The organism is Brevibacillus sp. B_LB10_24 (assembly GCF_046036945.1).
Lineage (GTDB): Bacteria > Bacillota > Bacilli > Brevibacillales > Brevibacillaceae > Brevibacillus_C.
On sequence record NZ_JBJQOQ010000001.1, the window covers coordinates 506,137 to 525,363 of the forward strand.

Here is a 19,227-nt window from a genome sequence, read left to right on the forward strand (position 1 = left end):
GTCAATCAGGGTAGAGAACAAGGCTTGGAGGAAGAGTGATGGGGATGCCATTGGAACGGGAAGAGAAACATAACGCCTCACCACCCGAAGATCAAACAGGTTATTTTGAAACGCGGGATTTTACGGAGCTGTACGATGAGTATTTCGATCGGGTCAACCGTTATCTGCGCGTTCGGGTTTACAATTCCTGGGACGCGGACGATCTGACGACAGCCGTATTTTTAAAAGCGCTGGAAAAATTCGATCAATACAGCCGTACACGTCCGTTCGCCGCTTGGATCTTTCGGATTGCCCACAACACCTTTATCGATTACATAAGAAAAAATCGGGAGGTACCGACAGAAGACAAGTTTCTGATGAACGACGAGTCGGATGACACCTGGCAGCCGGAACAGCAGGCTTTGTCAAAAGAAACGCTGGCCACGCTGATGGAGCGCCTGGACCGCCTGACCCAAGATCAGCGTGATGTGTTGTCGCTGCGCTACTTTGCTGAATTGAAGATTTCTCAGGTGGCAGATGTTCTCGGCAAAACGGAGTCAAGCGTGAAGATGATTGCATACCGCGGTCTGCAGCAGCTGCAGAAGTTGTACAAGGAGGGTGACCGAGATGAGGGAAAATGAGCACAATTGGATAGACAAACGCCACGAAATAGCCCAATTGCTGACCCACCTCGGACATGTCCGCCAGGCGGTCCCCGTAAATTACAAATTAAAAGCAGAGCTAAAACAGCGGCTGCTTGAACAGATGCAGCAAATGCAAAAAGCTCAGCTGGGAGCGCTGCCTGTCAAGCGATCCCGCCGCCGTTTCTGGTGGCTGGGCGGCGGAGTCATGGCCCTTTCGATCGCAGCCTTGCTGGTATTTTTGCCGAAGGACGGCCTGCGGCTGCACGAACAAACCGTCCTTGCCATTCCGACGGAAGAATCCGCGAAGCAGGTATCCATCTCACCGAGGGGAGACAGGATCGCCTATCTGACGGACAACGCCAAACTGCATGCCTATCCCGTCGACCGGCCGGAGGACAAGGATTTGTTTACCTTGCCTGCTACCTCCGGCAGGTACGAGTCTGTCGTCTGGTCCAACAGCAGTCAGCGCATCGCCGTCCTGGAGCAGACAGAAGGTGCTTCCCGCTTGTGGATGATGCAATTTAACGACAACGGGGGGCAAGCGAGTACCCAGCTCTTGTGGGAAGAAACAGGCGCACAGGTAGCGGACGTAAGCTGGTCGCCCGATGGCCGGCAGATCGCCTATACCAAGGTAAAAGGCGATAAAGTCGAGGTTTGGATCAACAACCTGGCCAGTTACCGGGAGAACAAGCTCGCAGAAGGAAGCCAGCCAGATTGGTCCCCGGATGGCAAGCGGATTGCCTATGTACAAGACGGAGAGATCCAGGTCATCGATCTGACTCGCGGCGCAGCGGCAAAGGCGGCGATCGGTACGAAGCCTTCCTGGCAAAGCCCGGATCGGTTTACGTACCTCTCCACAGAAGGACGTCTGATGCAGGCCCGCTTGAACGCGCAGACAGGGACCTTCGACACGCTCTCTGTTCCCTTGTACAAAGGGGTGTCATTGACAAGTGCCGAATGGGCCAGGGATGGAAAGCACCTGCTGGTGGCCAAGCAGACCAATCAGGGTCTGGTCTTCGCCGTCGTCCGCAGCGATTAAGGTCTACACTGTTAGAAAAGAGGGGAAGCCGGATGTGGAAATGGCTGATCGTGTTTGCCGCTCTGTTTGCCAGCTTATCGGCAAATCCGGCTGCAGCAGCCGACAATAGTATCGAACTGACTGTCGATGTTCCGCTTGAAGGATTGATGAAATACAACCAATGGTCACGAATCAAGGTGACGATCACGAATCAGGGGGACGCTTTTACCGGATTGATCGGGATAGGTCCCAGGTCGGCAGGCAACAAGTGGCGCAGCGGCATCGTCCGCCAGGAGGTCACACTCGGGCAAGGCGAGACGAAGCAAGTTACCTTTGACCTGCCTGTAGATGAACTCAGCGATCAGGCAGAGGTGGTTACGCTAGTTCGCGGGGACAAGGTGGCGGCCAGCAGAAGCTTGCCGCCGCTGCCGGCTCAAACTGACCGGATCGCCGCCGTGGTCGACGACAACCAGAACGCTTTTCACTTTTTATCGGCGGTCAGAGGAAATGAACGCGAATACCCGTTTGATCGCTTGACCGTAAAAAACATCGCACCGAAGGCCTTGCCCGACGAGGCGTGGATCTTGAATAACATCGATTTGCTGGCGCTTGGAAGTATACCGGCCGGAGCGATCACCGACCGGCAGCTCGCCGCGATCAAGAAGTGGGTAACCCGCGGCGGTGTCCTGATCGTCTCTGCCGGAACGAACCAGGACGAGTGGGTCCAGCCGTTTCGCGAGCTGTTGGACATTCCGCCTGGAAGGAGCGGAATGGCGACTGATCTTGACCAACTGCGAAAATTGTCGGGAGAGAATTCTTTGCCGGTCGACTCGATTCCGGTCTACAATCGCGATTTTCCGTTGATTAGCCATAAGCAGGTAGGCTCAGGCTTGTTCCTGTTTGTCAACTACGATATCAATGCCGAGCCGTTTGCTTCCTGGCAGTATAACAGACAGCTATGGAAAAACACTCTGCAGAAGTATAAGGCCGCCGACAGTGTCTTGGAAAAAGACGTCCACTACAACGGCGTCAACATGCCCTTGCTGAATGTCAGCAGATTGATCCCTGAGGTGTCGATTCCTTCCGTACAGTGGATTATTCTCATTTGGATCATCTACCTGCTCCTCGTTGCACCCGGCTTGTACTTTCTGCTCAAACGCTTCGATCGCCGCGACTGGGCCTGGGGCATTATACCCGCTTTTGCGGTTCTGCTGACAATTGGCATCTACGCGATTGGCCGCCCGCAGGTAGCCAAGGAAGACGCCAGTTTTACAGTAAATAGTATCAGGATCGTCGACGACCACATGGCAGAAGTTAATTCAGCCGCTTCGTTCTTGACGATTTCAGGGGGGAATTATGCGGTGAAGGCTGAACCGGATTTTCTGGCGGTGCCTTATCCGGTCAAGTCCGACTTGAAAAACTTGCTGGCAAAAGAGGAAGACGGGACGCGGATCACATATGGCAACGTACCCTATTTGTCAACGACACAAGCCTATGGCATCGGTGTTCGCCAAGATCTGGGACACTTTAGCGCGGAGCTTTCCGTCAGCGATCTCAGACTGCACGGAACCGTCACTAACCACACCTCGTTTGATCTGCAGCAGACGTATGTTCAGCTGGGGATGCAGCGCATTTCACTCGGTCCTTTGAAACAGGGTGAAACGAAGCAGGTGGACGAAAAAATCGAGCAGTACGTCATTCCGGGGGTAGGTGATGTCGATCCCTCCGAACTGCTCAAGATGACAAGGGAAGAGAGAGTAGAACTGACGAAACAGAATATCGGCGCCTATTTTCCCGGTGCACCCGTTCACTTGATGGGGTTCAGCGATCAAGCGCTGCCGGTCTTTCACATTCAGAACAAGCAGCTTGCCGAGCACTACTGGAATGTCATTGCCCAGCCGATCACGCTGATGCCGGGACCAGACGGACGGACCGTCTACCCGTATGGTACGCTGCCGGTCAGCACGATCAATCTTGACAGGTACAGCGACCCGAGGAACATCGCGCCGAAGGGAACGATTACTTATGAGTTGTCAGTTGGCAAGGCGGACCTGCAAGTGAAACGGGTAGAGATTCCGCTTGATCTCAGTCCGTACCGCCCCTTTGAGAAAGCGATTTTTGACGTGAAGCGGGGGATGTGGCAGCCGCTGGAGCGCAGCCAGCGCGTCATACTGGAGGAGAACCTCCCTCAATACCTGGGTCCCGACGGAACGATCCAGATACGCTTTAACAATCCAACCGACCAACGGCTCTCGATGCCGCTTCCGTTCTTCCAAGCAGAAGGGGAGGAGAGATAGGATGATTCGAACAGAAGGGTTAACCAAGCGATACGGAAAGCTGGAGGCATTGACCGATCTGAACCTGTCGATTGAACAGGGGGAAGTGTTTGGCTTTATCGGACCCAACGGGGCGGGCAAGACTACGACGATGCTGATCCTCTCCACGCTTCTGGCACCCACGTCGGGAAAGGCGTCGATCTGCGGATACGATGTGGCAGCCGAACCAAAAGCTGTTCGGCAGGCGGTAGGGTATATGCCGGATTTCTTTGGCGTGTATGACAATTTAAAAGCGACCGAGTATCTGGAGTTTTACGCGAGCGCCTATCACATACCGGCAAGCAAGCGGCCGTCCCTGATCGCCGATCTCTTGGAGCTGGTCAATTTGTCCAACAAAGCGGACGCCTATGTCGATTCCCTGTCCCGCGGGATGAAGCAGCGGTTGGGCCTGGCTCGCTGCCTCGTGCACAGTCCAGATGTGCTCATCCTGGATGAACCGGCATCGGGATTAGACCCGCGGGCGCGAATCGAGATGCGGGAGATTCTCAAAGAGCTCAGGCGGATGGGCAAGACCATCCTGATCAGTTCCCATATTTTGCCGGAACTCTCGGAGCTGTGCGACAAGATTGGTGTTATCGAGAAGGGCAGGTTGATCGCTTGCGGAGCGGTCGACGAGGTAAGCATCGGTACGCGCGGAATCTCGGTCATGCAGCTGAAGGCCCTGGAAAAGCAGGAGGTTGCCGAAAAGCTGTTGGTCGATTTTCCATACGTAAAGCGGCTGGACAATAAAAACAGCCATTTTCGCTTTCACTTCACCGGGACAGAAGCGGACAAGGCGAAGCTTCTGCAGATGCTGATTGAAGCGGGCGTACCTGTGGTGCATTTTGGCGAATCGCGGGAAAACCTGGAGGATGTATTCCTCGCCATTACGGAAGGGGTGGGGAGCTGATGATCGAGTTTTTTACCAATCCTCTGATCGTCAAGGAGATGAGGGAACGCTTTCGCAGCAAGAAGACCGTCTGGATTCTGGCCCTCTATCTGTTTGTCATGGGGGCGATTCTGCTCGGCTTTATTTACGTGACGCAGATTAACGAGCCCTACAGCATCTTGATGCCGGGGGAAAATCGCAAGGTGTTTCTATTGATGGCCGTCATTCAATTCGGCATGATCTGCTTCATCGCCCCCGCCCTGTCGGCAGGAGCGATCAGCGGCGAACGGGAGCGGCAGACCCTGAACATTCTCTTGGCGACACAGCTTTCACCAGCGAGGATTATCGTCAGCAAGCTGCTTACTTCGCTTGCCTTTATCTTCCTGCTGATCGTGGCGTCACTGCCCCTGTACAGCTTTGTCTTTCTGTATGGAGGAGTATCGCCTGCCCAGTTATGTGTGTTGGTGCTATTTTTTGCCATAACCATTCTGTTTTTTGGTTCACTGGGGCTGTTCTGCTCCACCTGGACGAAACGGACAGGGGTGAGCACGATCCTTTCCTACGGTCTGTCGTTTTTCTTTGTGGCAGGTACAGGCGTTATCCTGTTTTTTCTCATTTCCCTGCTTCAGGAGGCAAATCGGCCGGAATACACAACTGAATATGTCTGGAACCTGCCTGCAGTTCAGCTGTTTGCCGGACTCAATCCGGTCATCACCATGTTTGATATCCTGGGCCGTCCGATTGAACCTGCCATTCAATTTTTTATTACGCCGTGGGTGTACTATGCGATCGTCTACACGGTCTTGAGCGGTATCCTGATCGCGTGCAGCTGCTACATGCTGCAGCCGGTCCGGCGCCCGCTCAGGCTGGGGCGCCGCCGGCCATGACGGGTCCCGGCGCCTCCTGCGGCAGTCGTTCTTGAATTTTTTTCACCTGCTTAGGCAGGTGTTTTTGCTTCTTGACCGGAAAAGAAGTAAGATAGGATAGAAGTTTCTACCAAGTATATGAGGAAGTGAAGACATGAGCAAGGAAATGGAGAACAACCCGCTTGAAGTTGGCGACGTGATTACGCTCGATGACGAGAACGGCGAAGAGATCGGCGAGTTCGAAATCGTGGCGATTTATGAGATGGGCAAAAAGCAGTATGTAGCGCTCACACCTGCATCTGAAGACGAAGAGGCCAGTGAGGATATGGACGAAGAGATCGACATTTTCGTCCTGGGCCTGGATGGAGAAGAGCTGGTTCCGCTGGAAGAAGATGAAGAGGATGCCGCATACGCCAAGCTGAATGAAATCCTCGACGACATTGAACTTACAGAACACGACCACGATCACGACCATAAATAAGCGGTTCACGAAAAAGCGGCGATGCAAAATCGCCGCTTTTTCCGTTCTATCCGCCTCAAGAGCCCGTGGGAGTCGTTTTTCTTAAGAAGAAAGAGACGATCAAACCGGCGACGGTGATCAGCGTTGCGACGATAAACGCATCGTTGATCCCGTCGATCGAGGATTGCTGGGCTGCCATGCCGTTGATCAAGGAAATGGCGATGCCCTGTCCCGACGCCGGGTCAAGTCCGGCTGAAGCTGCCAGTCCCTGCCCGAGCTGGTTGATCGAATCAGCGATATAGGTGTTGGTTGACGTAATCGCATTTGAATAATCAGCCAGATGGTTTGTGGTTCGCGTCGACATGATCGTCACCAGGAGAGCCGTGCCCATAGAGCTGGCGATCTGCTTTAGCGTATTGGCCATCGCCGTTCCATGGCTGCTGAGGGCTCGCGGCAATTGGTTCAAGCCTGCAGTCATGATCGTCATCATGATAAAAGACATGCCGAAGCTCCGTACGCAGTACAGCCACAAGATATGGGTATAGGAGGATTCTGATGTCAACTTGCTAAACTCGTAGGTGGTAAACGTAGTGATCAACAGGCCGATGATCGCCAGCGGCCGAATCCCGAACCGGTCAAACAGGGCTCCCGATATCGGCGACATGATGCCCATCACGATCGCACCCGGCAGCAGCAACAGGCCGGACTCCAACGGGGTAAATCCGCGGATATTTTGAATGTAGATCGGCAGCAGCAGCATCGCACCGAACATCGCCATGTTGACGATGATGCTGACGATCGTCGTTAGAGTAAAGATATCGTATTTGAACACCCGCAGATCCAGCATCGGATCCTCGGCCGAAAGTTCCCGCCAGACGAAGAGGATCAGAAAAAATATCCCGATTCCCAGCGAACCCAGGACCGTTCCGCTCGTCCAGCCTTTGTTGCCGGCTTCGCTCAGTCCGAACAGCAATGCTCCGAAACCGATCGTGGAAAAAATGGCACCCATTGTATCAAACTTCGGATACGACGGTTTGGATATGTTGGTCAGCCATTTTAGCGCCAGCAGGATTTCGAGGATCCCTAAGGGCACCATCATGTAGAACAAGATTCGCCAGGAGTAGCTTTGCACGATATAACCAGATAAGGTAGGCCCGATCGCAGGGGCAAACATCATCGCAATCCCCATCATCCCCATCGCTTTTCCCATCTGTTCGCGGGGAAAGACTCTGAGGAAAACATTTGTCACCAGGGGCATAAGAATACCTGCGCCTGCCGCCTGTATCAGCCTCCCCGTCAACACCAGGGAAAAAGTGCTGGAGATGCCGCAGACAGCAGAACCCAAGGTAAAAAACAGCATGGCGGCCAAAAATAAGCTTCGGGTTCCAAAAGTTTCAATTAAAAACGCACTGATCGGAATCAACACGGCATTTACCAGCATGAAACCGGTAGACAGCCACTGAACAGTGGTCGTCGTGACGTTCAAATCAGTCATCATGTGCGGGATCGCGACATTGACCAACGTCTGATTGAGGATGGCAATGAACATCCCAAGCACCAGGACAACGATGACGCGCCCGATATTTGTGTTTTCCATTCTCTTTGTACTCCTATTTGTGAATTCTCACGGTGACGCTCATGCCGGGCACCAGAGATAGTCCCCTGTACCCCTCCAAGGCAATTGTAACGGGAATCACCTGGGTGACTTTCGTATAGTTAGCCGTCGTGTTGCCAGTGGGCAAAAGCGAAAAAGTGCCTGCTGTAGCCAAGCCGAGCTTGGAGACTTTTCCCGTGAGAGCTGTCCCGGGGAATGCGTCTACGTAGACATCGACCATCTGACCGTATTTGATATCGTTGATCTTCGTTTCTTCGATGTTGGCCGTAACCCAGAGATTATTCAGATCGTAGGCACGGGCAAGCGGTGTTCCCGCTCCGACAAACGTATTGATGACTGCCGACTGCTGGACAATGGTTCCAGCTAAGGGAAAGTGGATGTTCACGTCACCTCCCGGAGTGTGGACGACGCCGATCCGCTCATTGGCGGCAAATGCCCTGCCGATCTCGCCATGCCATTCAACCAGCTGCCCCGGTGAGGGAGCCGCGATGGAGATAGGCTGTCCGTCGATTCGAGCATTATTGGTTGAAACGTAGTTGGCCGATTGCGTGTAGTAGTAAATGGCTGCTCCTCCGCCGACAACGAGAAGGAGAATGACGATCACATTGACCAGAACGATGCGAGAACTATTCATATTTTCCCCTCCTTCTGCTTGTTTTTAGTATCTTCCCCGGGGATGGACGCCCCTATCCCAACAGAGTGTCGAATAAACTCAAGGAATGAACGGAACAGTATGAACAACAAGGCAGAGTATATCTCCGGAGGTTAAAAGATGAAAATATACGTGGTGTACGATAGCGAAGGCGGCCATACCGAGGCCCTGGCAGAAGCGATTGCAGAGGGAGCCCGCGAAGTGGAGGGGGCGGAAGTGTACATGCATCATGTAGACAACGCCAACGTTCGCGATCTCGCAGCGATGGATGCGATCATCTGGGGGTGTCCCGGCCACTTTGGAACCATCAGCGCCGGACTGAAAACCTGGATCGACAAATTAGGATATTTATGGGCGGAAGGGAAGCTGGTCGACAAAATCGGCGCCGTTTTCTGCACGACGGCAACCGAGCATGGCGGAATCGAGGCGACGATGCTCAACCTGATTACACCGATGCTGCATCAGGGGATGATTATTGTCGGCTTGCCGGCCAACCTGCCTGAAAACGCCCTGTACGGCAGCTATTACGGAGTCGGGATCACCTGTCCGGTAGAAACCTCGCCGGACGATCCGCCCAACCTGCCCTCCGGTTCGGATCTTGCTCTGGGCCGGGCACTTGGACGCCGGGTGGCCCAAACGACCAAAAGATTCACCGACGCCCAAACATAAAGCAAGGGAGGCGTCTACATGACAATGATCGTATTTGGCATCGTCGCTCTGGTCATCATCGTGTTTTTGATCGTGTTCAACGTCCGGGCAGCGGGAAAGCGGCGAAAAAATGCCGAAGAAGCGCCACAGGAGGTCAGCGAACCGCAGCACAGAGAGGCTCCCGGCCCCGAGCAGACGACGCAAAAAAGGAAGCGCGATCCGTTAAAAATGGAGGATGACACCTATCGGCAGGCGTTGCGGCAATTTCAAACCGGTTCCAAGAAAAAACCGACCCGCCACATTTCGGATGAGGATTACCGGAAGGCCCTGCGAAAGATGAAGCGAGAGGAGTAAGGCAAAGCCGGAAGGTCTAAGTCCCTTCCGGCTTTCCTGTTTACAAAAACAACCCTACCAAAGTAGAGTTGTCGTCGACGGGGATGCTAGCCCATTTTAATGATGTTGTCTTTCAGATCCCTGACAGCGAGGATACAAGTGTAGTCCGTTTCCTCCAGTTCCCGGACAAGCGCGGATGCTTCGTCTTTGGTGAGGCCCAGGTGTTCCAGCTTGCTTCGCAGTTCTTTGCCGCCGTTGTCAAAAAACTGTGCTTTGCTGTCAAAATCGCCCACCGCGTCTTCGAAGTGTTTGCTGTACTTGTAGTAATTGTCCCGCTGGTTGGAGTGGTTTTTGTCCGGGTTCCACTTGAGGACGTAAATGTCATCCCGTTTGTAGCCGGAGGAGTTGAGCGCCTGAATGTCGGAAACGAGTTCCTGATCGTAGCGATGAAGCTTGACAAACGGCTTTGTTGCACTGATCATGTACATCGCCCTTTCTGTGAAAACGTGGGTTTCTGGTTGTTAGTTTGCCCGGAGCCAACGGGAATACACGATTTTTTTTTGACGATTCATGAAATGAAATGCTACACTATAACATGTATTCCTGTCATGTGAGGAGAGTTTTTACCATGCCAAAGTTCAAGCTGTTTGCCAACAGAAAAGGCGCCGCTGACCAAAAGCGGAACAACCAGTACGTCAAATTTGCCAGACAGATTTACGTGGAAGCAAAAAATGGCGGCCCTGATCCCAATGCAAACTTGAAATTAAAGGCAATTATTGCCAATGCACGGGCGATCAATATGCCGATGGACAATATCGAGCGGGCGATCAAAAAAGCGACCGACACGGGAAATGCGGACAACTACGATGAAATCCGCTATGAAGGATACGGACCCGACGGCGTCGCCGTGATCGTCGAATGCTTGACGGACAATAGAAACAGGACGGCTGCGGATGTCCGCGCGATCTTCAACAAGCGCGGAGGCAATCTCGGCGAGACGGGCTCGGTCAGCTTTATGTTCGATCACAAGGGCGTCATCGTCATCGATCGGGAAGAGTTTGACGTCGACGAGGATACGATGCTCATGCAGGCGTTGGAAGCAGGGGCGGAGGACGTCGAGATTTCTTCCGACACATTTGAGGTGATCACCCACCCGCATGAACTGGACCAGGTCAAATCCGGACTGGAAGCGGAAGGGTATACATTTGTCAATGCCCAGGTACAGTGGGTGCCGCAAAACACGGTGAAGATCTCAGGCGAAAGCGCGGAAAAAATGCTGAAGATGATGGAAGCCTTCGAGGAAAACGATGATGTCCAAAACGTTTACGCCAACTTTGAGATCGATGATGAGGAGACCATATAGCCATCTTGCCCAGGCAGGATGGCTGCTTTTTTCGCAGGGCTGTTTTTTCTTTTGAAAAAATGGTATAAAATAGCGATTAAGTGTTCGCCATTATTCAACACCACGCGTACAGAGGGGAGAAATGATGACGGAAGTGCAGCAATTAACCTATACAGAAGACGATATTCAGGTACTCGAAGGGCTGATCGCCGTTCGCAGACGGCCTGGCATGTACATCGGATCAACCGGCAGCCGCGGCTTGCACCATTTGCTTTGGGAGATCGTCGATAATGCTAAAGACGAGACGCTGGCCGGTTTTAACGATAAAATCATTGTCACATTGTTCAAGGATGGCAGTGTCAGTGTAGAAGACCACGGGCGGGGCATTCCCACCGGCCTGCACAAGTCGGGTCGGCCGGTGCCGGAAGTAATCTTTACCACCCTGCACGCCGGCGGCAAATTCGGCGGCGGCGGATATAAAAAGAGCGGCGGCCTGCACGGGGTTGGCTCCAGTGTCGTCGTCGCCTTGTCCAAATGGCTGGAAGTGGAAATCCATCGGGAAGGACTCATACATAAGCAGCGGTTTGAATATGTGGTGGACGAGGACGGCAGCGAGCACGTCGGCATGCCGGTGACGAAGCTTGAAGTCGTCGGCAAGACGAAGCGAACCGGTACGACCGTAACGTTTCTGCCGGATGAGAAAGTGTTTACCACCACCCGGTTCGATTACGAGCTGATCCGCGACCGCTTTCGGGAGACCGCCTTCCTGCTGAAGGGCCTTAGGCTTGTGCTGATCGACAAGCGCGGCACAGAAGAAAAGCGGGAGGAATTTTATTACGAGGACGGTCTGAAGTCTTACGTGGCCTACTTGAACGAGGGCAAGCAGACGCTTCATCCGATTGTCTATTTTGACGGCGAAAAAGAGAATATCTACGTCGAGCTGGCGTTTCAGTACAACGACGGCTATGCGGAGACGCTCGTCTCGTACGTCAACTCTGTCCCGACGAACGACGGCGGCACCCATGTGACCGGCTTTCGCAACGGGACGACCCGCATCTTCAACGAGTTTGCCCGGCGCAAGGGGTTTCTCAAAGAAAAGGACGCCAACCTGACCGGCAACGATCTGCGCGAAGGGTTCCTCGGCGTACTCTCGCTGCAGATGGCCGACGTCCAATTCGAATCGCAAACCAAGGATAAGCTGGGGAATGAGGAGGCGCGTACGATCGTCGAGCAGATCGTCTCCGAAAAGCTGGGCTTCTTCCTGGAAGAAAACCCGGAGATTGGCAAGCTGCTCGTCGAAAAAGCGATTCGCTCCGCAGAAATCCGCGAAGAGCTGCGCAAGCAAAGGGAAGCGCTGCGCGGCGATAAAAAAGGAAAAGGGGCCAAAAAGCGGAAGTCGATCTCGGAAAAGTTCGCTCCGCCGCAGTACAAAGACCCGAAGCGAAACGAATTGTTCCTCGTCGAGGGGGATTCGGCCGGCGGTTCCGCCAAGCAGGCGCGCAACTCCGAGTTTCAGGCCATCTTCGGGTTGAAGGGTAAACCGCTCAATACCGAGAAGGCGAAGCTGTCGGACATCCTGGCCAACGAGGAATTCCGGACGATCCTGGAAGTGCTGGAGACGGATATCGGCGACGAATTTTCATTCGAGAACTGCGCGTTCGACAAGATCATCATCATGTCCGACGCCGATGTGGACGGATCTCACATCCAGGCTCTGCTGTTGACCTTTTTCTTCCGCTACACCCAGCCGTTAATCTCGGCTGGCAAGCTGTACATCGCCCAGCCGCCGCTCTATCTGGTAAAAAAGGGCGGAAAAAAGCCGGAATCCGTCTATTGCTGGGACGACAGCGAGCTGGAGCAGGCGCTCAAAAGGCTTGGCCGGGGGTCAGAGATCCAACGCTACAAGGGTCTTGGGGAAATGAACCCGGATCAGCTGTGGGAGACGACGATGAACCCGGAAACCCGCAAGCTGATCCAGGTCAGGCTGGAAGACTTGGCCCATTCGGAAAAACTGGTTACCGTACTGATGGGAGACAAGGTGCCTCCCCGCCGCGAGTGGATTGAAAGCCACGTCACATTCGAAGTGGGGGAGGATGAATAGGCATGTTATCGACGAGAGTGATCGAGCGGAGCTTTGCCGAGCTGATGGGAAAGCGGTTCGGCGACTACGCCAATCTGGTCATCCTGTCGCGGGCGATTCCTGATGCGCGCGATGGCCTAAAGCCGGTGCAGCGGCGCATTTTGTACTCGATGTACGAGGATGGCAACACGCATGACAAATCGTACCGCAAATCGGCCAAGACGGTCGGGGCCGTGATGGGAACCTACCATCCCCATGGAGACTCGGCGATTTATGAGACCATGGTCCGGATGGCTCAGTGGTGGAAGATGCGGCAGACCTTGATCGACGGACAGGGCAACTTCGGGAGTCTGGACGCCGACCCGCCGGCAGCGATGCGTTATACGGAGGCGCGGCTGTCCGCCCTGGCCGAACAGATGCTGCGCGATATCGAAAAAGACACGGTGTCGTTTATCCCCAACTACGACAACACGACCGTTCAGCCGGCGGTGCTGCCTGCCCGTTTTCCCAACCTGCTGGTCAACGGAGCGGCCGGGATTGCCGTCGGGTTTGCCACTGACATTCCTACCCATAACCTGGGGGAAGTGATCGATGCGACGATCGCCCAGATGAAGAAGCCCGGCATCACCCTTGACGAACTGATGGAGCACATCAAGGGACCGGACTTCTCCACAGGCGGAATTGTTCAGGGGCTCTCCGGGATTCGCAAGGCGTTTGAGACCGGGCGAGGACAGTTCGTCATCCGCGGCCGCTGTCACGTGGAAGAGGCGAAGGGCAGCAAAGGCAAGCGGATCGTCATCAGCGAAATCCCCTACGATGTCGTCAAATCAAAGCTGGTCGCCCAGATCGACGACCTGGTGCTGGAGCGCAAGATCGAGGGAGCGCTGGCTGTCCGCGATGAGACCGGGCGCAAGGAAGCAGAGCTGCGCCAAGTGCGGATCGTCATCGACATCAGGAAAGAGGCCGACCCGGAGGCGATCCTCAACTACCTGTATAAAAACACCGATTTGCAAATTTTCTACAACTACAACATGAACGCGATTCACGAAGGCACGATTCGGCAAATGGGGTTAAAGCAGCTGCTCGACGCCTATATCAGTCATCAAAAAGAAGTCGTGACCCGCCGTTCCCAGTACGATCTGGAGCGGAAGCGGAATCGTGAACACGTCGTGCAGGGATTGATCCGAGCCAAGTCGATATTGCGGGAAATCGTCGATACGATCATGGCTTCGGAGGATCGTGCCGACGCCAAGAAAAACATCATGGAGCAGTACGGTTTCACCGACGTCCAGGCGGACGCGATATTAAGCATCCAACTGGCTTCTTTGACCCGCATCGACATCATCAAGCTGGAAAAAGAACTGGCGGCACTGGCCAAGGAGATCGTCGAGCTGGAGTCGATTCTCGGCAGCGAGAAAAAACTGATCAGCGTGATTCAGCACGAGCTGCTGGAGATCAAGAAGCAGTACAGCGAACCGCGGCGGACGGAGATAAAGGGAGAAATTGAAGAAGTGAAGGTCGACATCGCCATGCAGATCAATGCCGAGGACTGCATCGTCACCTTGACCAACGACGGTTACATCAAGCGGACGAGCCCCCGTTCCTTCAAGTCGATGGGCGGGACAATCGAATCTTGCGGGGTCAAAGAAGGAGACCGCGTTCGCAGATTCATTGAGGCGAACACGTCGCATACCGCACTCTTCTTTACCCAGGACGGAAAGTACTTTGCGATGTTGGTCAACGATATTCCCGATGCAAAATGGAAGGACATCGGGACCGCACTCGTCAACGTCATCCCGCTGGAAAAACATCAGCGCGTCGTGGCGATGCACATCGTCGACAGCTTCTCGCAGCCGCTGTACGTCTGTCACGTCAGCCGTCAGGGGCTGATCAAGAAGAGCGCACTCACCGATTACGAGACGAATCGCTCCAATGCGATTGTAGCCGCCAAGTTGAAAAGCGATGATGACGAGTACATCAATGTAATGCTTGTCGGCGAGTCCGGCACCTTCTTCGCCTTTACGCGGGAGGGAATGGCGATTCGTTTTCTGCAGAGCGAGGTGGCTCCTACCGGCCGCGCATCCAGCGGTGTCAAGGCGATCAACCTGGGCAAAGGCGACGAGGTGGTCACCGTGCTTGCGGCAGAAGAAGACGACCCGCGGAGCGTTCGTGTGTTGACTTCGGAAGGCGTAGTGAAGCGCACCTGGGTTAGCGGATTCCCGGTCCAGGCGCGGGCGGGCAAAGGGCTTGTCGTCATCCGCAAACGAAAGACCCATCCGCACGTCGTCGTCACTGCCCAACTCGAAGAGGAGGCAATGGACAAGCTGTACGCTTTACCCGAAAGCGGAGTTTGGACAGAAGTAGATTCGTCACACGTGCCGATCAACGAGCAGGGGGGGATCGGCAGGGTCGTCGTCGAAGGCGGAGCGAAAGAGATCGCCTATGAAGCGACAGTTCCGGCCGAAGAGATGAAAGAGCCGGGAAGTATGCCGCCATCCGGCAAATCGGCTCCCGTGTCCCCTCATGACGATCCGCCCGCCGAACAGGTAAGTCTATTTGACAACCCATCTGAGCCGAAGGACTGATCGCATATGGAAAAACCGTTTGAGCGCTTTACCGCAGAGCTGTCCTGGCAGCAGGCGGCGCTGCTGCTGGATACGGTGCTCTACTTTGAAGAGACGCCAAAGTACCTGTCCCTGCCTGATCAGGAGGGCGGACGGATCGCCGTCCCGCTCCTGGCCGGTTCGCTGCAAGACATGCTGGTCCGGCTGGACGAAGCGGATCGCCACGCCAAGCAGCCGTTTACCTTTGATTTTGACTGGACGGATGCGGAAAAGGGCGAAGGCGTGGTAACGATCCTTCTGCCGTCCGGCGAAATACTCTCCCAGCCGACACAGTTGGCCGCTTTTTCGGCTGTATAAAGCTAAAAACCTCTCTGCCAAAAAAAGCAGGGAGGTTTTTACATTGCCGCATCCTCTATGCTTGCTTAGATGTCCACATTCCCCATCTGGATGTCGGACTCTACGTGTGCCAATGCTGCTTTAAATACGTCCTGTTCCCGCTCGGCGGCGATTTTAAATCGGGTAACGATTTTTTCCCCGCTGCGAACCTGTACATCGTACTGCGAATCGCCGTCGTACGTCGTGGCGAAGTTTAATTCCCGCCCGTTGACCTTCATGTTTCTTTCCATGCGGTTCACCTCCTAGCATAGTTTGCCCATTTCAGTTGAATCTACCAGAGTTTGCATGGCCGGCCCCCTTTTCTTCTCGGCTGAAACATGGTACAACAAGGTGGAACGATGCTTGGAGAGGAACGGATAAACATGCATATGACAGAGGAGACAGACAGGATCGCCGCTATCTTGGACGGCGAGATATCACCGGAGCAGGTGTCGGAGCGGGACGCGATCGGGCTGCTGAGCCAGGTAGCCATGGAAAGAAAGCACGGGGAGACAGAGAAAGCGAAATTGGACCGGGCGGAAGCGTTTTTGCTCACGTGCCTGGCGCAATCGCGCTGGCAAAAGGCAGACGGGTTGCAGCAGGCGATGGAATGGATCGACAAGGCGATGGAGCTAGATCCCCGGCTGAAGCAGGCCGCGCTGCTGGCGGCCCGGCTTGCAATCGCCAGTTTGGCTCGGTTGGATGTCGTCAGCGGACTGCCTGCCATTCGTGAGACGGACAATGCCGCCACGAGGAAACAACATATTCGAACTTTGCTGGAAAAAATCAGTGAACATTTACAGGGGTTCACCCAATGGGATGAGCTCCTGCACCGCGCCCAGGCAGCTGTCTCAGTTGCCGAAGACAAAGCTGTCGAAGAGATTTTGGGCCGGCTTGCTCCGCTGCTGGCAGAGCTGAAGGGGGCGATGCAGGATCTCGTTGTCCATGCGATCGCCTACGCCGAATCCTTGCAGGGCGTGTTTTACTCCTCGGAATTGCTGAAAAACGTGCAGAGTGCGATCCAAAAACTGTCCGGGCTGCAGGGGCAGTGGACCGAGACGCTGGGCAGCCAGTTGGATGCGGAAGAGCCGGCGGCGGCGCCAAAGGTGCGTTCCGCACTGGCCGAGCTGGACGAACTGATCGGGATGACAGAAATCAAAGCACGGGTAAAACAATGGGCCGGGTACCTCCGCTACCAGCGCCTGCGCCGGGAAAAAGGCTGGATGATGCAGGATGAACCGGAACTGCACGCTGTGCTGATGGGCAATCCGGGAACGGGCAAAACCACGCTGGCCCGGCTGCTTGCCCGCCTCTACCATGAGTTGGGGCTGCTCGGCCGGGATGAAGTGGTGGAAGTGGATCGCTCCCACCTGGTTGGCTCATACCTTGGCCAGACGGAGCAGCGGACGATGGACGCCGTAAAGCGGGCGGTCGGCGGGGTGCTGTTCATCGATGAAGCATACAGCCTAAAACGCCCGGACAGCCACGGCGGAGATTACGGCCAGGTGGCGATCGACACCCTGGTGGCAGCGATGACCAGCGGTGAATACGCGGGCAAGTTCGTTGTCATCCTCGCCGGTTACCCGGAAGAAATGCGCCACTTTCTCGAGGCCAATCCCGGGCTCCGCAGCCGTTTTCCGGAAACGGGCCACTTTGTTTTGCCAGACTACAATGATGAGGAATTGCTGGCGATCGCCGAACACATAGCATCCCGCAACGATTTCTTTTTTTCCGAAGCGGCCAAGCGGGCGATGCTTCAAAGGCTGGAGCGGGAGAGGGTCGACGAGACGTTCGGCAACGCCCGTACGGCCCGGAATATCGTGCTCGACGCCATCTTCTCCAAAGGAAGGGGAATGGATGCAGACAAAGAGCTGCAGGTGAACGATTTTACTGTGCTGTACCCGGAGGACGTCGATCCCCGGAGCGAAACGGAAGGGCGGCGACCCAGCGAAAAGCCAAGAAAGTACGCCACTGCCCGCGAGCAGCTGCAAGAGCTGGTCGGACTGGGGGAAGTTAAGGCCGAAATGGAAAAGCTGGCTGCGTATCTGCGCATTCAACAAATGCGCCACCAAAAAGGGCTGCCTGTAGTCCCGCTTCACTTGAATGCCGTTTTTACCGGCAATCCTGGAACCGGAAAAACCACTGTTGCACAATTGTACGCCCAGTTGTTAAAAGAGACCGGGCATCTGAAGCGGGGACATCTCGTTTCGGTCAGCCGTTCCGATCTGGTGGCGGGCTTCGTCGGGCAAACCGCGTTAAAGACACGGCGAAAAGTCCGGGAAGCGCTGGGCGGCGTGCTGTTTATCGACGAAGCTTACGCGCTGCTGACAGGGAGCGAAAACGACTTCGGGCAGGAAGCGATCAATACGCTGGTAGAAGAGATGACGAAGCATGAAGACAACCTGGTTGTCGTATTGGCCGGGTACCAGCAGGAGATGGAGCGGTTGATTGCCAGCAACCCCGGTTTGGCTTCCCGGTTTGCCAAATTCTTTGCCTTTCCGGATTATACTCCCGCAGAACTGCAGCAGATGATGCTTGGACTGCTGCAGGCGCAAGGCTATCGGTTGGAGCAGGCGGCGGCTGACCGGCTGCTGGATCGCCTGATTGACATGGAGCGGCAGGGCAGGCTGCACGGCAATGGCCGACTGATCCGCAATCTTAGCGAAGCGGCGCTGCAGCAGCAGGCAGTCCGGCTGGGTCTCATCGATGCAGACGAACTGACCCCGGATGCCCTCAGCCAGTTGGTCTGGGAAGACTTCGCCCCAGTACTGGAATAAAGAGCAAGGATGCCTGGATGATCCAGGCATTTTTTGTGCGGAAAAAACAGAATAGGGCTGCTTTATATATGCATCTGTACATGCGGGCAGCGGCAAAACGCCATACAATAAGACCGGAACCAATGAAGGGAGGGATATCCATGTCTGGTGGGGGCTGTTTCTTTACTCCAGTCATCTTGGTGCTGTTCATTCTCCTTGTAATTGTAGCCGAGTTTGAAAATTAGGAAAGGCAAGGTCTTCTCAGGATGTACCCAACGGTGCATCCTGTTTTTTTGCCGTAAAATTGGTTGACTGACATATGTCATGCGACCAAGCCATTCCGTTCGGACCGGCATATCGTAAAGGGGAGAAGCCAATACAGACAGGAGGAGACAATGTGGACTACAGCAAGTGGATCAACTACGCCAAATCGATTCCAAAAGAGAAGCTGAAATCGGAAACCGGATTACGGGATGTCATACGCGATATCGGCAAGCGGGTCGGCAAAAATTTGTCCGACGATCAAGTGAAGAAACTCGCCGCGCAATTCCGGCAAATGTCCAAAACTGAGAACACAAAAAGCATTATGGATAAATTATCCAAACGCGGTATGAGTAAGACCGATCTCGATTCGATTAAACGCCAAATCAAAAAGTAAATGTCATCGAAATAAGCACAGCACCGATTGAAA

At 54.5% G+C, this 19,227-nt stretch carries 18 protein-coding genes; 14 read left to right on the top strand and 4 right to left on the bottom strand.

What is annotated here, in order from left to right; translation table 11 throughout:
- Nucleotides 1–44 precede the first annotated feature (44 nt).
- The 6 genes from ACI7RC_RS02595 to ACI7RC_RS02620 all read left to right on the top strand — a co-directional run bounded on the left by ACI7RC_RS02595 (nucleotide 45) and on the right by ACI7RC_RS02620 (nucleotide 6,192).
- Nucleotides 45–620 carry an RNA polymerase sigma factor gene (locus ACI7RC_RS02595; protein WP_408106726.1) on the top strand — a complete coding sequence of 192 codons (576 nt, stop codon included), beginning with the start codon at nucleotides 45–47 and terminating at the stop codon, nucleotides 618–620.
- The gene (locus ACI7RC_RS02600; RefSeq protein ID WP_408106640.1) at nucleotides 607–1,662 is read left to right on the top strand and encodes a TolB-like translocation protein; all 1,056 of its coding nucleotides are present in this window, start codon (nucleotides 607–609) and stop codon (nucleotides 1,660–1,662) included. The genes ACI7RC_RS02595 and ACI7RC_RS02600 overlap by 14 nt, the downstream gene beginning before the upstream one ends.
- Nucleotides 1,663–1,694: 32 nt before the next feature.
- Entirely contained in the window at nucleotides 1,695–3,938 is a 2,244-nt protein-coding gene (locus ACI7RC_RS02605) for a hypothetical protein (protein ID WP_408106641.1), read from the top strand.
- A gap of 1 nt (nucleotide 3,939) precedes the next feature.
- Nucleotides 3,940–4,866, top strand: a complete 927-nt coding sequence (locus tag ACI7RC_RS02610; protein WP_408106642.1) for an ABC transporter ATP-binding protein — start codon at nucleotides 3,940–3,942, stop codon at nucleotides 4,864–4,866.
- Entirely contained in the window at nucleotides 4,866–5,732 is an 867-nt protein-coding gene (locus ACI7RC_RS02615; protein WP_408106643.1) for an ABC transporter permease, read from the top strand. The genes ACI7RC_RS02610 and ACI7RC_RS02615 overlap by 1 nt, the downstream gene beginning before the upstream one ends.
- 133 nt (nucleotides 5,733–5,865) lie before the next feature.
- Nucleotides 5,866–6,192 (top strand): DUF1292 domain-containing protein, encoded by a 327-nt coding sequence (locus tag ACI7RC_RS02620; RefSeq protein WP_408106644.1) that lies wholly within the window; start codon nucleotides 5,866–5,868, stop codon nucleotides 6,190–6,192.
- Nucleotides 6,193–6,247: 55 nt separating this feature from the next.
- Here the strand turns inward: ACI7RC_RS02620 and ACI7RC_RS02625 are convergent, their stop codons facing one another.
- Together ACI7RC_RS02625 and ACI7RC_RS02630 are read right to left on the bottom strand one after the other, a co-directional pair.
- The gene (locus ACI7RC_RS02625; RefSeq protein ID WP_408106645.1) at nucleotides 6,248–7,768 is read right to left on the bottom strand and encodes a DHA2 family efflux MFS transporter permease subunit; all 1,521 of its coding nucleotides are present in this window, start codon (nucleotides 7,766–7,768) and stop codon (nucleotides 6,248–6,250) included.
- A 13-nt stretch (nucleotides 7,769–7,781) separates the two neighbouring features.
- Nucleotides 7,782–8,420, bottom strand: coding sequence for an HlyD family secretion protein (locus tag ACI7RC_RS02630; protein WP_408106646.1), 639 nt, complete (start codon nucleotides 8,418–8,420; stop codon nucleotides 7,782–7,784).
- A 138-nt stretch (nucleotides 8,421–8,558) separates the two neighbouring features.
- Here ACI7RC_RS02630 and ACI7RC_RS02635 point away from each other — a divergent pair, with 138 nt between their 5' ends.
- Complete coding sequence (locus tag ACI7RC_RS02635) at nucleotides 8,559–9,107, top strand: NAD(P)H-dependent oxidoreductase (protein ID WP_408106647.1); 549 nt, start codon at nucleotides 8,559–8,561, stop codon at nucleotides 9,105–9,107.
- Nucleotides 9,108–9,125: 18 nt separating this feature from the next.
- On the top strand, nucleotides 9,126–9,440 hold the full coding sequence (locus ACI7RC_RS02640; RefSeq protein WP_408106648.1) for a hypothetical protein: 315 nt from the start codon (nucleotides 9,126–9,128) through the stop codon (nucleotides 9,438–9,440).
- An 86-nt stretch (nucleotides 9,441–9,526) separates the two neighbouring features.
- On the opposite strand, the gene ACI7RC_RS02645 is transcribed toward ACI7RC_RS02640, so the two are convergent.
- Nucleotides 9,527–9,901, bottom strand: coding sequence for a YflT domain-containing protein (locus ACI7RC_RS02645; RefSeq protein WP_019119279.1), 375 nt, complete (start codon nucleotides 9,899–9,901; stop codon nucleotides 9,527–9,529).
- A 146-nt stretch (nucleotides 9,902–10,047) separates the two neighbouring features.
- Between ACI7RC_RS02645 and ACI7RC_RS02650 the strand changes: the two genes are divergently transcribed.
- The 4 genes from ACI7RC_RS02650 to ACI7RC_RS02665 all read left to right on the top strand — a co-directional run bounded on the left by ACI7RC_RS02650 (nucleotide 10,048) and on the right by ACI7RC_RS02665 (nucleotide 15,762).
- Entirely contained in the window at nucleotides 10,048–10,782 is a 735-nt protein-coding gene (locus ACI7RC_RS02650) for a YebC/PmpR family DNA-binding transcriptional regulator (protein WP_408106649.1), read from the top strand.
- A 124-nt stretch (nucleotides 10,783–10,906) separates the two neighbouring features.
- A complete protein-coding gene (locus ACI7RC_RS02655) occupies nucleotides 10,907–12,862 on the top strand; it encodes a DNA gyrase/topoisomerase IV subunit B (protein ID WP_408106650.1) in 1,956 nt (651 codons plus the stop codon).
- Between the two features lie 2 nt (nucleotides 12,863–12,864).
- The gene (gene parC / locus ACI7RC_RS02660; protein ID WP_408106651.1) at nucleotides 12,865–15,426 is read left to right on the top strand and encodes a DNA topoisomerase IV subunit A; all 2,562 of its coding nucleotides are present in this window, start codon (nucleotides 12,865–12,867) and stop codon (nucleotides 15,424–15,426) included.
- Between the two features lie 6 nt (nucleotides 15,427–15,432).
- Nucleotides 15,433–15,762, top strand: coding sequence for a hypothetical protein (locus ACI7RC_RS02665; RefSeq protein WP_408106652.1), 330 nt, complete (start codon nucleotides 15,433–15,435; stop codon nucleotides 15,760–15,762).
- A 65-nt stretch (nucleotides 15,763–15,827) separates the two neighbouring features.
- Here ACI7RC_RS02665 and ACI7RC_RS02670 read toward each other — a convergent pair whose 3' ends face one another.
- Entirely contained in the window at nucleotides 15,828–16,031 is a 204-nt protein-coding gene (locus ACI7RC_RS02670) for a hypothetical protein (protein ID WP_408106653.1), read from the bottom strand.
- Nucleotides 16,032–16,163: 132 nt separating this feature from the next.
- Here ACI7RC_RS02670 and ACI7RC_RS02675 point away from each other — a divergent pair, with 132 nt between their 5' ends.
- On the top strand, nucleotides 16,164–18,557 hold the full coding sequence (locus ACI7RC_RS02675; protein ID WP_408106654.1) for an AAA family ATPase: 2,394 nt from the start codon (nucleotides 16,164–16,166) through the stop codon (nucleotides 18,555–18,557).
- Between the two features lie 376 nt (nucleotides 18,558–18,933).
- Entirely contained in the window at nucleotides 18,934–19,194 is a 261-nt protein-coding gene (locus tag ACI7RC_RS02680; protein ID WP_408106655.1) for a hypothetical protein, read from the top strand.
- Nucleotides 19,195–19,227 lie beyond the last annotated feature (33 nt).

Excerpts from the sequence above, each read along its gene's own strand:
- ACI7RC_RS02595 (WP_408106726.1), top strand. The coding sequence starts at position 45 with ATGCCATTGGAACGGGAAGAGAAACATAACGCCTCACCACCCGAAGAT.
- ACI7RC_RS02600 (WP_408106640.1), top strand. The coding sequence starts at position 607 with ATGAGGGAAAATGAGCACAATTGGATAGACAAACGCCACGAAATAGCC.
- ACI7RC_RS02605 (WP_408106641.1), top strand. The coding sequence starts at position 1,695 with ATGTGGAAATGGCTGATCGTGTTTGCCGCTCTGTTTGCCAGCTTATCG.
- ACI7RC_RS02610 (WP_408106642.1), top strand. The coding sequence starts at position 3,940 with ATGATTCGAACAGAAGGGTTAACCAAGCGATACGGAAAGCTGGAGGCA.
- ACI7RC_RS02615 (WP_408106643.1), top strand. The coding sequence starts at position 4,866 with ATGATCGAGTTTTTTACCAATCCTCTGATCGTCAAGGAGATGAGGGAA.
- ACI7RC_RS02620 (WP_408106644.1), top strand. The coding sequence starts at position 5,866 with ATGAGCAAGGAAATGGAGAACAACCCGCTTGAAGTTGGCGACGTGATT.
- ACI7RC_RS02625 (WP_408106645.1), bottom strand. The coding sequence starts at position 7,768 with ATGGAAAACACAAATATCGGGCGCGTCATCGTTGTCCTGGTGCTTGGG.
- ACI7RC_RS02630 (WP_408106646.1), bottom strand. The coding sequence starts at position 8,420 with ATGAATAGTTCTCGCATCGTTCTGGTCAATGTGATCGTCATTCTCCTT.
- ACI7RC_RS02635 (WP_408106647.1), top strand. The coding sequence starts at position 8,559 with ATGAAAATATACGTGGTGTACGATAGCGAAGGCGGCCATACCGAGGCC.
- ACI7RC_RS02640 (WP_408106648.1), top strand. The coding sequence starts at position 9,126 with ATGACAATGATCGTATTTGGCATCGTCGCTCTGGTCATCATCGTGTTT.
- ACI7RC_RS02645 (WP_019119279.1), bottom strand. The coding sequence starts at position 9,901 with ATGATCAGTGCAACAAAGCCGTTTGTCAAGCTTCATCGCTACGATCAG.
- ACI7RC_RS02650 (WP_408106649.1), top strand. The coding sequence starts at position 10,048 with ATGCCAAAGTTCAAGCTGTTTGCCAACAGAAAAGGCGCCGCTGACCAA.
- ACI7RC_RS02655 (WP_408106650.1), top strand. The coding sequence starts at position 10,907 with ATGACGGAAGTGCAGCAATTAACCTATACAGAAGACGATATTCAGGTA.
- parC (WP_408106651.1), top strand. The coding sequence starts at position 12,865 with ATGTTATCGACGAGAGTGATCGAGCGGAGCTTTGCCGAGCTGATGGGA.
- ACI7RC_RS02665 (WP_408106652.1), top strand. The coding sequence starts at position 15,433 with ATGGAAAAACCGTTTGAGCGCTTTACCGCAGAGCTGTCCTGGCAGCAG.
- ACI7RC_RS02670 (WP_408106653.1), bottom strand. The coding sequence starts at position 16,031 with ATGGAAAGAAACATGAAGGTCAACGGGCGGGAATTAAACTTCGCCACG.
- ACI7RC_RS02675 (WP_408106654.1), top strand. The coding sequence starts at position 16,164 with ATGCATATGACAGAGGAGACAGACAGGATCGCCGCTATCTTGGACGGC.